Raw genomic sequence first — 14,407 nt, forward strand, 5'->3', positions numbered from 1 at the left:
TCCGACCATGCCCGATACCAAGCCGAAGCTGATCCTTGTCTACGAGCCGGAAAAGGCCTGTTTCGATCGGCTGATCGCCGATGGTTACGCACCCGATCGGGCCACTGAAATTTCGTCCTATCTGGCGCAGTCGACGGACATTGCGCATGAGTTCGGCATGCTTGGGGCCGCCTGCGTGGAGCGCGGCCTCTCCTTCGCGCCAGTGGAGCTTGACGATGCCGCCCAGGCGCTCGAAGGCGAGGATCCACGCAACACGCTGGTCTGGACGCTGTCCGACGGCATCGCCTACTTCCGTGGCGGCGCGGCACCAGCACTCGCCAGGCTGAAGGGGTTGAGGACGATCGGCGCCGACGATTCCCTGTTCGCGCTTTGCCAGGACAAGTTCCGCTCCGGCGCCGTGCTTGGCGCGTTCGGCCTGCCGGTGCCGCAGGCGGGGCTTGCCCGCAATGGCGAGTGGCTGGTCGAGCCGCCGGCGTCGGCCGCGGGCTGGTTCGTCAAGCCGAACCGTCTCGGCGCCAAGATCGGTATCTGGCCGGACTCGCGCTGCGATCATCTTGCCCATGCCCTGGAACTGAGCCGGCGCGTCTTCGTGGCTTATCGCGACGATGTCGTCGTGCAGCCCTACGTCCCTGGGCGCAACGTACGCGCCAGTTTTCTTGGTCTGACGCCGGGGGCCGGGGTCGAGTCGCTGGGTGTCGCCTTTGTCGATTCCGGCGCGGATTTCCAGACCATGGAAGACAGCATGGCGCTTTACGGCGAGACCGGCGAAGCGGCGAAGGCAGAAGGGAAATACGCCGAGCCGAAACTGCTGCCCGTCGCCGAAAGCCAGCCGGGAGCCGATGCGAAGATACGCCGCATCGCCGAGCGGCTGATGAGCGGGCTCGGCCTGCGCGATGTGTTTTCAATCGACCTCCGGGTCGAGGCCGACGATACCGTTCACCTGATTGAATTCGAGGTCTGCCCCGGCCTGCCCTGCTTCGATTTTCGCGCCTATTGCGGCTCGCAATGGGGCATGAGCCTTGCCGACGCCATGGCTGAAACAGCGGCCGCCCGGCTGTCCGGCCCGCAGAGGTTTGCGGCTCGGTAGCTTGCCTTGACGCCTTCCGCATCGCCTCTACTGTCGCTGTATTGTCAACGAAGGCCGCGCGATGACCACCCCGCCTGTCAGCTCCGAAAGCCTGCACCACCATATCCGGCGCATGAGCGGACGCGATCCGCATGAGGCGCATCGCGTCGCCACGCCGCTGGAGCTCCTTTTCGACCTCACCTTCGCCACCGCCTTCGGCCTGGCATCGTCGCAACTGGCGCATTCCCTGGCCGAAGGCCATTATACCGCCGCGCTGCTTGGCTTCGGCTTTGCGAGCTTCGCCATCTGTTGGGCCTGGATCAATTTTTCCTGGTTCTCGTCCGCCTACGACACCGATGACTGGATCTTCCGCCTCGTCACCATGGTGCAGATGATCGGCGTGCTGGTGCTGGCGATGGGCCTGCCGCGCATGTTCGCCTCGATCGAGCACGGCGAGCATCTCGACAATTCCATCATGGTGCTCGGCTACGTCATCATGCGCGTAGCCATGATTTTCCAGTGGCTTCGCGCGGCGAGGCAAGACCCCGCGCGGCGCGAAATCTGCCTGACTTACGTGACCGCCATCTCCATCGCGCAGGTCGGCTGGGTGATGCAGATTCTGTTCGACTTCTCGGTCCTGACCAGCCTGGTGCTTGGCGCGATCCTGCTTGTCATCGAACTTGCCGGGCCGGTGATTGCCGAGCGCAGGAATGGCGGCACCCCCTGGCATGCCCACCATATGGCCGAGCGCTACAGCCTGTTCGCCATCATTGCGCTGGGCGAAAGCATTGTCGGCACGCTGGCGACGCTGTCGGCCGTGGTCGAGGAGCAGGGCTGGAACCTCGATGCCGCGCTTGTCGGCGTTGCTGGCACCGGGCTCACTTTCGGCATGTGGTGGGTCTATTACATGCTGCCGTCAGCACCGGTCCTCCACGCGCACCGGGAACGCGCCTTCGTCTGGGGCTATGGCCAGATGCTGGTCGTGGCTGCAATCGTAGCGACGGGTGCCGGCCTGCATGTCGCGGCCTATTTTATCGAGCACAAGGCTCATATCGGCCCGTTGGCGACCCTGCTTTGCGCCGCAGTGCCGCTCGCCATTTTCCTCGGTGCGATCTACGGGCTTTACTACTACCTCGTGCCTCGGTTCGACCTTTTCCATATCTGGCTTTTGGCGGCAACCGCGGCGGCGGTCGCGCTTGCCATTGTCGCCGCGCTCGCAGGCGTCGACATGGCAGTTTGCCTCATCATCCTGACGCTGGCGCCGGCGGTCACCGTCGTCGGCTACGAAATCCACGGCCACCGGCACCAGGCCCAATCGCTGGCGCTCGACGCGCGACAAACGCTGCACTGAGAGAGGGCGCGCGCCCGCCGGTGCGGTATCCGTCCGTGCGTCAGATGCCTTCGACCAGCACGATCTCGCCATCGGCGACTTTCTGGCGGATGGCGACCGCGCGCTGATATTCGGGTGAGTGGTAGCAGTCATGCGCCACGCCAAGCGATTCGAACTCGATGATGACGTTACGCGCACGGCCAGGGCCCTCGGCCTTCTCATGCTCACCGCCGCGTGCCAGGAATTTCGCCCCGAAACGGTCGAAGGCCAGCTTCGCGGCGGCGACATACTCCTTGTAGCCTTCGGCGTCGCGCACATCGACGCGAGCGATCCAGTATCCCTTGGGCATGGTTGTTCTCCTGTTGCTGTCCGCGCAGGCGAGGACCTGTTTTGAAAGCCGCTCCGGCGAGACGGCTGGTGGTGTTTTTTGGGGTCACCGCGGGTGACGAGCGGAGCGTACTTAAACTATGCGAGCGCCGGAAGCGCGGAAAACGTCGCCAGACCGCGCTGGAGTAGAGTTCCGGAACCGGTGCTCAGGCCGAGCGCATTTCGGCAAGGATGGCTTCCGCCGCGGCACGCCTGTCCGTCGCTCCTATGATCGGACGGGCGACCACGAGATGGCTGGAGCCGCTGCGGATGGCCTGGGCCGGCGTCACCACGCGCTTCTGGTCGCCATGGTCGCTGCCCTTGGGCCTGATTCCCGGGGTGACCACCGCCAGGTTCGGCCCGACGACACGCCGCACCGCCTCGGTTTCCTCGGCGGAGCAGACAATGCCGCCCATGCCGGCATGCAGCGCCTGTTCGGAGCGCCTCAGCACGAGCGTATGCGGATCATATTCATAACCGGCGTCGATCACATCCTGTTCGTCCATGGAGGTCAGCACGGTGACACCTAGCAGGCAGAGGTCGCTGCCCCTGGCCGCCTCGACCGCCGCTTTCATCGTCCTGGGATAGGCGTGCAATGTCAGCATGCTCATGCCCATCTTGATGATGTTCTCGACGCCCTTGGCGACCGTGTTGTCGATGTCGAGCAGCTTCATGTCGAGGAAGACCCTGGTGCCGCCGCTTGCCAGTTCCCGGGCGAAGTCGAGCCCGCCGGCAAAAGCGAGCTGGTAGCCGATCTTGTAGAACGAGACGACGCCGTCGAGCTCTCGCACCACCTTCTCGGCTTCAGCCACCGTCGGCACGTCCAGGCCGACGATCAGTCTTTCCTGGATGGATTGGGCCTGCATGGCGTCCGTGATCACGCCTCGACCCTGGTCGACAGCATGCGCGATGTTTCGATCAACGTGCGGCATAGATGCTCCATCGATTTTTGCAGTCTTTGATCCCGGAAATGGCCGTCCTCGTCGAAGGCGTCGCCGCCGTCGGGCACCGAGCATTCGGGCGTTACCACCTCCATCTGGCAACGCACCAGCACGGCGCGCAGATGATTTATACAGCGGATACCGGCAAAGTGGCCATTGGAGGACGAACAGAGGCCAGCGACCTTGCCGGCAAGCGGCCTGACGGGCCGACCATTGTCCTTGCGCACCCGGCTCACCCAGTCGATCGTATTCTTGAGCAGCGGCGGGATGGAGCCGTTATATTCCGGGGTCGCGATCAGGAGCCCGTCATGGGCGGCGATCAGCCGGGCGAGCTTCATGGCACTCTCGGGAATGCCTTTTTCCTTTTCCAGATCCTCGTCGACTATCGGCAGCGGATAGTCGGCGAGCGAAATCCGGGTCACGACCGCGCCCTGCATCGCGAGTTCCGTCTGCGCCACGTCGGCCGTCCTGCCGCTGAAGGCTCCGGTCCGGACCGAACCGGCGAAGACGAGGATTTTCGGGATCACTGCCATGGGCCAACCTTGTTCCCGGACAGGTACAGCCAGAGGCTGTTCAAATCAACGCGCCGGCCCAAAAAACGAAACCGGTTTGGGCCACATGCGGGATGGGTGTGCCGAGGATAAGGTCAGGCCGCGTCTAGAACGGCGGCTTCCGGTAACCGAAGCGGAGGGTACTTTTCGTATGTAAGCAGCGGAAGCGCTGGGAGCCGCCATTCGCAGGCCGGCCTCACCTGAACACCAGCACGCCTAATGCGCTTCGCGGCGGTAGATCCACAGCTGCGTCGGCGGAATATTGCGGAAGATGAAATCGAAATGCTTGACCGTGTAGTCGCCACGGCCTGCCGGGATCGGCGACATCGGACCATAGGTCAGCTGCACGATCGGCCGGCCAGCGGGGATGCGGTCGAGCAGGCTTTCTATGTAGGCGATGCGCTGGGCGACGGGGAAGTTGAGCAGCGGCACGCCCGAAACAACGCAATCGAAGATCATCCCGCTCCTCTCGCCCAGGGTGGCGTTGAGGTTGAAGGCGTCGCCCTCGATGACGTTGACGCCGGGATAGAGCTGGCGCAGGTGGCGGACGAAATCCGTCGAATATTCAACCGCGTAGAGATTTTCGGGCCGCACGCCTTGAGCCAGGATAGCGCGCGTGATGACACCGGTGCCGGGACCGACTTCAAGCACCGGCAGCCCGGACCTGGGATTGACGATCGAGGCCATCTTGCGGGCGGTGATGGAACTGGTCGGCACGATCGAGCCGACGGTTTTCGGCTTGTCGATCCAGCCCTTGAAGAACTTGAGCTCGTCGTCGAATTTGTCGACAAGCGCTTTCCGCAGTCCAGGACCACGTGTCATGCAAGCTCTCCTCAGCGCTCCCCTCAAGTTACTTAACACCTGAGCGGCGCAAGGCAAGGCGTAGCCATGCCTATGTCGTGGACAAGATATATTTTGTCGCGTCTCAAAGCACGGCGCGTTTCATGTCTTCATGCGCCATGCAGGGGATTCCCGCCGACGACATGCCGTGCGCCGAAACAGCTTCGCCTTGTTGGACGAGATCCATCAGCGCTCGCCGAAGGATTCGAAGAAATCCTTCATGCGGTTGAAAAAGCCGCTCGACTGAGGCGAATTGTCCTTGGACGAAAGCTGTTCGAACTCTTCCAGCAGCTCGCGCTGCCGGCGCGACAGGCTCTGCGGCGTCTCGACGGCCGTCTGGATGTAGAGATCGCCGATATTGGGCTGACGCAGCACCGGCATGCCCTTGCCCTTGAGGCGGAACTGGCGTCCGTTCTGGGTGCCCTCGGGTACCTTCACCTTGGTCTGGCTGCCGTCCAGCGTCGTCACCTCGAAGGAGCCGCCAAGAGCGGCCGTCGTCATTGAGATCGGCACCTTGCAATAGAGATCGGCACCGTCGCGCTGGAAGAATTCATGCGGCTTGACCGCCAGGAAAATATAGAGGTCGCCGGACGGGCCGCCACGCAGCCCAGCCTCGCCTTCATTGGCAAGCCGGATGCGGGTGCCATCCTCGATGCCGGCGGGAATGTTGACCGACAGCGAGCGCTCCTCGGTGACGCGACCCTGGCCGGCGCATTTCGGGCACGGATCCTTGATGGTCTGGCCACGGCCCTGGCATTGCGGGCAGGTGCGTTCGATCGAGAAGAAGCCCTGCGTGGCGCGAACCTTGCCATGGCCGTTGCACATCGAGCAGGTGACAGGCTGGGTGCCGGGCTTGGCGCCTGTGCCCGAGCATTCGGTGCAGGAGATCGAGGCCGGCACGCGGATCTGCGCGGTCTTGCCGGCGAAGGCCTCTTCCAGCGAGATTTCCATATTGTAGCGCAAGTCGGCGCCGCGCTCGCGGCCGCCCGAGGAGCGCCGCTGGCGCCCGCCCATCATGTCGCCGAAAATGTCCTCGAAGATGTCGGCGAAGCCGCCGGCGCCAAACCCTTGCGCGCCGCCATTCATGCCGCCCTGCTCGAAGGCGGCGTGACCGAAGCGGTCATAGGCCGCGCGCTTCTGCGGGTCCTTCAGCGTCTCGTAGGCTTCGTTGATCTCCTTGAACTTGTGTTCGCAGGAATGATCACCCGGATTGCGGTCGGGATGGAACTGCATGGCGAGCTTGCGGAAAGCGCTCTTGAGTTCCTTCTCGTCGGCGCCCTTCTGGACACCCAGCGTTTCGTAGAAATCAGCTTTCATTTTTTCCCGCTGTCCGGATGCTCAACGTCTTGATGCATTGTGGCGTCGTTTGCCGGCACGCCGTTCCGATTTAGGTGCGATGGAGCCGGGATGCCAGTGTCAGCGCGCGCTTGCCCGCTTTTTTTCGGCCAAGCCGATATTTTTTTCAGCCAAGGTTGCAAAAAAGCCCGGCTTTGCGCCGGGCTTTTCCGTTTTCTCAGCCGTCAGGCCGTTCAGGCCGACTTCTTCTTGTCGTCGTTTTCGTCGATTTCCTCGAAATCTGCATCGACCACGTCGCTGTCCTTGGCGGCATCCGCCTTGGCGTCGGCTTCCGCCGCTTCCTTCTGCGAAGCCTCGTACATGGCCTGGCCCAGCTTCATCGAAGCTTCGGCAAGCACCTGCGACTTGGCCTCTATATCGGCGGCGTCATCGCCTTCGGAAGCCGTCTTCAGGGCGGCGATGGCATCGGTAATCGCCTTGCGGTCGGCTTCCGAAACCTTGTCGCCATATTCCTTCAGCGACTTCTCCGAGGAATGCAGCATTGCCTCGGCCTGGTTGCGGGCCTCGACCAGGCCGCGACGCTTCTTGTCGGTCTCGGCATTGGCCTCGGCGTCCTTCACCATCTTTTCGATGTCGGCGTCCGAAAGGCCACCCGATGCCTGGATGCGGATCTGGTGCTCCTTGCCGGTGCCCTTGTCCTTGGCCGACACGTTGACGATGCCGTTGGCGTCGATGTCGAAAGTGACCTCGATCTGCGGCACGCCGCGCGGTGCCGGCGGGATGCCGACCAGGTCGAACTGGCCGAGCGCCTTGTTGTCGGCGGCCATTTCGCGCTCACCCTGGAAGACACGGATGGTCACGGCCGACTGACTGTCCTCGGCCGTCGAGAACACCTGGCTCTTCTTGGTCGGGATCGTGGTGTTGCGCTCGATCAGTCGGGTGAACACGCCACCCAGCGTCTCGATGCCGAGCGACAGCGGGGTCACGTCGAGCAGCAGCACGTCCTTGACGTCGCCCTGCAGCACGCCGGCCTGGATGGCGGCGCCGAGCGCGACGACCTCATCGGGGTTGACGCCCTTGTGCGGCTCCTTGCCGAAGAACTGCTTCACGATCTCCTGGATCTTGGGCATGCGGGTCATGCCGCCGACCAGGACGACCTCGTCGATCTCGCCAGCCTTCAGGCCGGCATCCTTGAGCGCCGCCTTGCAGGGTTCGATGGTGCGCTGGACGAGATCCTCGACCAGGCTTTCGAACTTGGCGCGCGTCAGCTTCAGCGTCAGGTGCTTCGGGCCGGTCGCGTCGGCGGTGATGAAGGGCAGGTTGATTTCGGTCTGGGTCGTCGACGACAGCTCGATCTTGGCCTTTTCCGCGGCTTCCTTGAGCCGCTGCAAGGCGAGCTTGTCGTTCTTCAGGTCGATGCCCTGTTCCTTCTTGAACTCGGCCGCCAGATATTCGACGAGGCGCATGTCGAAATCCTCGCCACCGAGGAAGGTGTCGCCATTGGTCGACTTGACCTCGAACACGCCGTCGCCGATCTCGAGCACCGAAATGTCGAACGTGCCGCCGCCAAGGTCATAGACGGCAATGGTCTTGCCATCCTTCTTGTCGAGGCCGTAGGCGAGCGCGGCAGCCGTCGGCTCGTTGATGATGCGCAGCACTTCCAGGCCGGCGATCTTGCCGGCGTCCTTGGTGGCCTGGCGCTGGGCGTCGTTGAAATAGGCGGGAACGGTGATGACCGCCTTCTCGACCTTTTCGCCGAGATAGGCTTCCGCCGTCTCCTTCATCTTCTGCAGGATCATGGCCGAGATCTGCGAGGGCGACTGCTTCTTGCCGCCCGCTTCGACCCAGGCGTCGCCATTGTCGCCCTTGACGATCTTGTAGGGGACAAGCTTCTTGTCCTTGTCGGTGACCGGATCGTCGTAGCGGCGGCCGATCAGGCGCTTGACCGCGAAGATCGTGTTTTCAGGATTGGTGACAGCCTGGCGCTTTGCCGGCTGACCGACCAGACGTTCACCGTCGCTCGAGATGGCGACGATGGAAGGCGTCGTGCGCGCGCCTTCAGCATTCTCAATCACCTTGGGCTCCTTGCCATCCATGATGGCGATGCAGGAGTTGGTGGTGCCGAGGTCGATACCGATTACTTTTGCCATTTTTCTAGTCTCTCCGCTAAGCAGGCTCTCAGGACCCGTACAGGCGTTCCGACGAAAGCCCCTGTTCACAAGAAATTCCGTTCCAGCAACCGGCATTCCGGCGCTGAACGGCTTGGCGCGTATATAAGAACAGGCTTCGCAACGCGCAAGCATTCTGCTGAAGACGTCCACCGTCCTTGCCGGCCGGCGGAGAACGGCATAACTATGCATCATGCATATGACTATCCCCGCCAGGATATGGTGATGGCAGAAGACGTCGCAAGTGAAAGCCGGGAAAAGCTCCGGCTGGAAAACATGTTCGGCGCGATGGGTCTCGCTTTGGTCGACAAGGTGGAGAAGGCGTTCAGCGCCGAAACCGGCCTCGGCGCCAGCGCCGTGGCCGCTGTCGTCCAGATCGGCTCGAACCCCGGCCTGTCGATCGAGGTGCTCAGGCGCTATATCGCCTTGTCGCATTCGGCGACTGTCAGGCTGATCGACCACCTTGTCGAGCAGGGGCTGGTGTTGCGCGATAGCGGCATCGGCGGCGACCGCAGGTCGAAGGCGCTGCGCCTGACCGAAGCCGGTGAAACCGTTTTCCAGCGCAACCTGGCCGCGCGCCGCTCCGTCATCGACCGCGCTATCGGCGTTCTAAGCCCGGAAGAGACGCAGATCCTGGGTACGCTCGTGGAAAAGCTGCTGCCGGCGCTGGTCGACATCGGCGACGACCAGCATGTCGTCTGCCGGGTCTGCGACGAGTCCGTCTGCGTGCGCGAACACTGTCCGATCAGCCATATGAGCTGAAGGCCTCGCCTTCTGCCAAGGCCCATGAACCTTTCCGTTCCGAGCAGCGACTGACGCTCAGGAGCCGCATGGCGCGGCCCGGAAAGGAAGCCCCCATGACCAGAAATCCCGAGGCTCCACGGTCTGCGGGAACAGCGGGAGCCCTGCGCGACCACCGCCTTCGGGACGGATCGGATGCGCTGGGCTTTCCGCTGATTCCGTTGACCCTGCGTAAGACCAGGCGTATCGTGACAACGAGGAAAGCAGACAATTCGATCAGGGAAAAACGTGACGGAGCGCCGCGCCTTGCCCTGATTCGCGCGGCAAGTCCGGGCGTTTCTCCCCCAGCCTACGGGGATAGCTCCATGTCTCGCGTCCACGGATCGTTCATCCTCCCCGCCGGCCGCCTTCGCCACGCCGTCCACACGATCGGTGCCTTCCTGGCGCTGGCCCTCACCGCCAGCCTGTGGTCCGGCGGATCCGCCGGGGCGCAGGACGCGCAGATGCAGATCATCTATCCCGGCTCGATGGCGGTGACCGGCTTTTCGGGCACGACCATCCCCAACTTCGACCAGGGCCTGCCGCCCGGCGTCGATCCGGTCGACGAAACCTTCATCGATACGACGCGCGCCACCTTGCGCGTGTTCGATGTTTCCCATCTCGGCGGGCCGGCCTCCGGCCAGCTTGTCTCGACGCCGCCGCCCTTCGAGGTGACGGCCGGCCAGATCGGCCAGGTTTTCGGCCTCACCTATGATGACGGCGTGCGCAACGGCGTTCCGTCCGGCATTCCCAACCTCTATGCGGCGGCAAGTTCGCTGCATGGCATTCGCATCGTCACGCCAGACACAAAGGGCACGGGGAGGCCGCGGCGGCAGCAGCACGGCACGGCCGGCGCCACCTTCATGGAAGGCCAGTTTGGCGCCGAGAACGGCGGCGGACCGGGCACGATCTGGAAGATCGACGGCATCACCGGCCAAGTCAGCAAATTCGCCGATCTCGACACCAACAGCGGTCCCGGCATCGGCAACATCACCTTCGACATCAACCACCGCCAGTTCTTCGCCTCCGACCTCGACACCGGCCTAATCCACCGCATCGACGCCAACGGCGCTTTGGTGGACACGTTCGACCATGGCGTGGCTGGACGCCCGGCGCACGGTCTGGCCCCGGTCGCCGATGACGGCGCGGTGATGGACATACAGGGCGCCGCCTTCGATACGGAAAACCCAGCGACCTGGGGCTATACGCAGGACGAGCGCCGCGTCTGGGCCGTCGCCTACCATGGTGGCCGGCTTTACTATTCGGTCGGCGAGAAGGCCGAGATCTGGTCGATCGGCATTGCCCGCGACGGAAAGTTCGCCGGCGATCCGCGCTGGGAACTGACGGTCAAGGCCGACCAGGACAATGCCGTCACAGACATCGCCTTCGACAACAAGGGCTTCATGTACCTGGCCCAGCGCGGCCCGGTCGAGAACCGCTACGACTACAGCCTGTTCGCCGATTCTGGCAAAGGCGAGGTCATTCGCTACTGGCGCGAAAATCCGGACGATCCGGCAACGGAATCGGCCTGGGTGCCAGTGCCGCAGGAATACGCGGTCGGTTTCCCGGAGGGCAACCGGCAGTCGGCCGGGGGTGTCGACCTGCAATATGGCTATGACGCCGACGGCAATCTCGAGACCAGCGTCTGCACGGACACGCTGGTCAACACCGGCGACAAGCTGCGCGAGAACCCCACCCTTGCCGACCGGCTCGCCGCCGGCGGGCCGCTGGCCGTGCATGGCGTGCAGATCACGCCCTCAGCGCTGGTCAAGCCGGCGAACGTGCCGCCCTTTGGCTCGTGGTTCACCGATTTCGACGGCTATTTCGAAGACCCTGATGTTGAAGGCCATGTCGGCGACGTCAGGGTCTGGCACCCCTGCGAGGGCCGTGCCGGCTATTACGAACAGATTCCGGGTGGCGGCTACCTGCCAGCCTTCTATCCGCCGGACCTTCCACCGCCCGGCAACCTGCCTCCCTGTCTCGATGTCGAGGACGTCCAGTATTTCTGCACGCCGTCGGGACTCAAGGCCGATCTCTATCTTCATGACCATGCCGGCTTGGGCGGCGATTCGATCACGGCTCAATCCAGGACGCCGGGCGTCGGGGTGACCACACCCCAGTCGCACGCGCCTGGCGCGCCATATACGATCGATATCACCGGCCACTCTCCGGGCGACACAGTCAATGTTGGGCTCTGCTTCTACAGGAAGTCCGACCGGGACAAGGGCGGCTACTACCCTTGCTGCAAGATGACCGTGCCGCTGCGGACGCCTGCCGTCAGTTGCGAACGCTGAGGAGGGAAAGATGACCATTCTTGCCCTGTCCCCGCTCGCGACGAGCACTCAGCCAAACGTCATGGAGACCATCATGAAACCCCTGTCATTTGCCAGGCGCGGCGCGCTCTGGCTGATGGCGGCCGGTATCGCGGTCGCCATGCTCGGCACCACGCCGGGCTTCACCGAAGACCTCGCGGCCAAGGCGCCTCAGAGCGCCACTCCTCCCAGCGTCGGTGGCGACACGCCCCGCCCCACACCGCCTCCGCCTGCCCAGCACGAGTGCTTCAAGATCGAAAGAGGCACGGTCGATTGCGTGCCTGGCGGCGGCGCATTCATCTACCACATGCCGGTCGGTCCGGAGATGGGCGGAAAGTGGGTTCAGCTTTCGACGACCACGGCCGGCATCACCATCGTTCCCGACACCCAGCAGGTGCCGGCCGGCGGCGGCGTGCTGACCTGGAAGATCGTCGGCGCGTCGCCCGGCGAAACCATCCATATCGTCATCACCGGGATCAACGCCTATGGCGGCCCTAGGGAAGGCTGGGGGCTCTGCTGCACGCAGACGATCGACATCGTCATACCGCCAGACCTGAAATGTCCGCCACGGGACGGGGAACCCGACCTCAAGGTGGAAAAGCATGCCGACGTGCCACGTTGCACGATGGCCGGCGGCTGCGACTTCACCATCCGGGTCACGAATGTCGGCACGGCTCCCTACAACGGCAAGATCGTGCTCGACGAGGTGACGCTGCCGGCCGGTTCGACCATCGATTCAGGGCCGAACGCACCCTGGGTGTGCACGCCCACCACAAGCCCGATGGCGTGCACCTATCCGGTGACCACGCTCAATCCGGGCGCCTTTGTCGAGCTCAAGATCGGCTTCAAGCCGGCGCCGGCCTGGCAAGGCCACGAGTTGCGCAACTGCGCCACCTATGATTACGGCGCAAGTGGCAAGCCGCTGTTCGGCAGCCAGCAGAACGACCGGAGCTGCGCCTCTATCCCGATCTGCCAGCGTGGCGATCGCGACCGCGACTGCCAGCCTCCGGTGGAAAAGAGGGTCGACCTGATCCTGAAGAAGCGGGCGCGCGGCGAAGTGTGCACGGCCGACGGCGTCTGCACCTTCGTGATCGATGTCATCAACAACGGCACCGCCACCTATAGCGGCCCGTTGACGGTGACCGATACCTATCCTGGAGGCGCGCCGGCATCCTCGACCTTCGGACCGACCCCGCCATGGACGTGCGGACCGAGTGGCCCCGGCCAGTTCCGTTGCGACGATGCCAGCATCACGCTCGTGCCGGGCGCCTCGACATCGATCGTCGTCAGGGCGACGATGCCCGCGGGGTACCGGTCGGACACGGTCGAGAACTGCGCCGAGGTGAAGCCCATCCCCGGCGAAACCGACCTGTCCAACAACAAGGCTTGTGCTGCCGAACGCTTCCGTCATCCCAATGGCGGCTCCAGCATCCGTGTCGAAAAGACCGGCGACAGCAGCTGCCAGGTCGGTCGGCCCTGCTCGTTCACCATCACCATCACCAATGATGGGCCAAGTGCTTTCTCGGGGCCGGTCCGCATCGGTGATGCGATCGGGGTGGACGGTCTTGGCCGGCTGGATGGCGTTGCGATCACCTCGATCGACCCGCGTTTCGGCTGCTCGCCGGAACCGGCGACGCTGCCAGCGTCCTGCATCGCCAACCTGTCGCTGGGCGCCGGGGAAAGCCATGTCCACCATGTGACCGTGGTCATCCCCGACGACGGCCGCCTGGCCAACCTGCAGGGCACGGTGAACGGGCAGAACTGTGTCGGCGTCCTGCCTCCGGACACGCAGGTGCAGGGCGGAGCCGACGTGCTTCCAGGCAATGCCACCAATGCGCAGGGCGAGCGTGGCAAAGCCTATGCCTGCCACCCCTTCACCATCACGCATCCGCTGAAGCAGGGGTGTTCAACGGGCTTCGTCATGAATGACGCCGGCAACTGCGTCTGTCCGCAAGGCACCAGCTTCCGCAACGGCCAGTGCTCATCGGGTGGCGGCATCAACCTTCTGCCGCTTCCCATCCCGCAACGTTGCGTGCTGCTGCCAGGCCAGGTGCGGACCACCGACGGGCAATGTATCTGCCCGCACGGAACCGATCCGCGGAACGGACGATGCGCGCCGGGCAACCCGCAACCCTCGGGCCAGTGCACCTTGCTGCCTGGCCAGTACCGCACCGTCGATGGCGACTGCGTATGCCGGCAGGGCGTGGTGGTTGACGGCGCCTGCCAGGTCATCAGGCAGGGGTGCACGATCCGCGGCGCGGTGCGGACACAGGACGGCAGCTGCACCTGCCCTGACGGGACGCACCGGCAGAACAGGGCATGCGTGCCGGACCGGCCGAAGCCTTCGCAATGCACGCTGCTGCGCGGCCAGGTCCGCACCCAGGACGGCGCTTGCGTCTGCCCGGATGGGACACAGCTGCGCGGCAAAGCCTGCGTGCCAGTCAGGACCGTGGAACAGTGCGACATTCGCGGTCAGGTCCACGGCAAGGGCGGCGCCTGCATCTGCCCGCGTGGAACCCAGGTGATCGACGGCGCATGCCGCAGACCCTCGCAGGAATGCGCGCCCGGCGCCCGCATGATCAACGGCCACTGCCAGCCGGTCGGCGGCAGGCGGTTCTGCCCGCCAGGGACTGTCGGGCGGTTCCCGAACTGCATCCCGGGCCGCAGGAACCCGTCGATGGAGGTCAACCCTGGACTGCTCCTCAACCCGAACCTGCAGCAGCCCAGACGGCCTCTGACGAACCTGCAGTAGGATCT

General features: G+C 64.1%; 11 protein-coding genes. 5 read left to right on the plus strand and 6 right to left on the minus strand.

What is annotated here, in order from left to right; translation table 11 throughout:
• Positions 1–7: 7 nt before the first annotated feature.
• Both ACO07C_RS17265 and ACO07C_RS17270 read left to right on the plus strand, forming a co-directional pair.
• Positions 8–1,087, plus strand: coding sequence for a D-alanine:D-lactate ligase-like protein (locus tag ACO07C_RS17265; RefSeq protein WP_421915362.1), 1,080 nt, complete (start codon positions 8–10; stop codon positions 1,085–1,087).
• Between the two features lie 61 nt (positions 1,088–1,148).
• Entirely contained in the window at positions 1,149–2,417 is a 1,269-nt protein-coding gene (locus ACO07C_RS17270; protein ID WP_421915363.1) for a low temperature requirement protein A, read from the plus strand.
• Between the two features lie 40 nt (positions 2,418–2,457).
• Here the strand turns inward: ACO07C_RS17270 and ACO07C_RS17275 are convergent, their stop codons facing one another.
• The 6 genes from ACO07C_RS17275 to dnaK form a co-directional block, all read right to left on the minus strand.
• Positions 2,458–2,745, minus strand: coding sequence for a DUF1330 domain-containing protein (locus tag ACO07C_RS17275; RefSeq protein ID WP_421915364.1), 288 nt, complete (start codon positions 2,743–2,745; stop codon positions 2,458–2,460).
• Between the two features lie 184 nt (positions 2,746–2,929).
• A complete protein-coding gene (gene pyrF, locus ACO07C_RS17280; RefSeq protein ID WP_421917553.1) occupies positions 2,930–3,628 on the minus strand; it encodes an orotidine-5'-phosphate decarboxylase in 699 nt (232 codons plus the stop codon).
• Between the two features lie 11 nt (positions 3,629–3,639).
• Entirely contained in the window at positions 3,640–4,236 is a 597-nt protein-coding gene (locus ACO07C_RS17285; RefSeq protein WP_421915365.1) for an NADPH-dependent FMN reductase, read from the minus strand.
• A gap of 234 nt (positions 4,237–4,470) precedes the next feature.
• Positions 4,471–5,076, minus strand: coding sequence for a phospholipid N-methyltransferase PmtA (gene pmtA / locus ACO07C_RS17290; protein ID WP_421915366.1), 606 nt, complete (start codon positions 5,074–5,076; stop codon positions 4,471–4,473).
• 204 nt (positions 5,077–5,280) lie between these two features.
• Positions 5,281–6,411 (minus strand): molecular chaperone DnaJ, encoded by a 1,131-nt coding sequence (dnaJ, locus tag ACO07C_RS17295; protein ID WP_421915367.1) that lies wholly within the window; start codon positions 6,409–6,411, stop codon positions 5,281–5,283.
• A 212-nt stretch (positions 6,412–6,623) separates the two neighbouring features.
• Positions 6,624–8,540, minus strand: coding sequence for a molecular chaperone DnaK (gene dnaK, locus ACO07C_RS17300; RefSeq protein WP_421915368.1), 1,917 nt, complete (start codon positions 8,538–8,540; stop codon positions 6,624–6,626).
• Positions 8,541–8,783: 243 nt separating this feature from the next.
• On the opposite strand from dnaK, the gene ACO07C_RS17305 reads away from it, so the two are divergent.
• From ACO07C_RS17305 to ACO07C_RS17315, 3 genes are all read left to right on the plus strand, one after another.
• A complete protein-coding gene (locus ACO07C_RS17305; RefSeq protein WP_421915369.1) occupies positions 8,784–9,320 on the plus strand; it encodes a MarR family winged helix-turn-helix transcriptional regulator in 537 nt (178 codons plus the stop codon).
• 68 nt (positions 9,321–9,388) lie between these two features.
• Positions 9,389–11,632: a hypothetical protein gene (locus tag ACO07C_RS17310; protein ID WP_421915370.1), complete on the plus strand. Its 2,244-nt coding sequence runs from the start codon at positions 9,389–9,391 to the stop codon at positions 11,630–11,632.
• Positions 11,633–11,705: 73 nt separating this feature from the next.
• On the plus strand, positions 11,706–14,402 hold the full coding sequence (locus ACO07C_RS17315) for a hypothetical protein (protein ID WP_421915371.1): 2,697 nt from the start codon (positions 11,706–11,708) through the stop codon (positions 14,400–14,402).
• Positions 14,403–14,407 lie beyond the last annotated feature (5 nt).

It is taken from the genome of Mesorhizobium sp. (genome assembly GCF_965229135.1).
Lineage (GTDB): Bacteria > Pseudomonadota > Alphaproteobacteria > Rhizobiales > Rhizobiaceae > Mesorhizobium.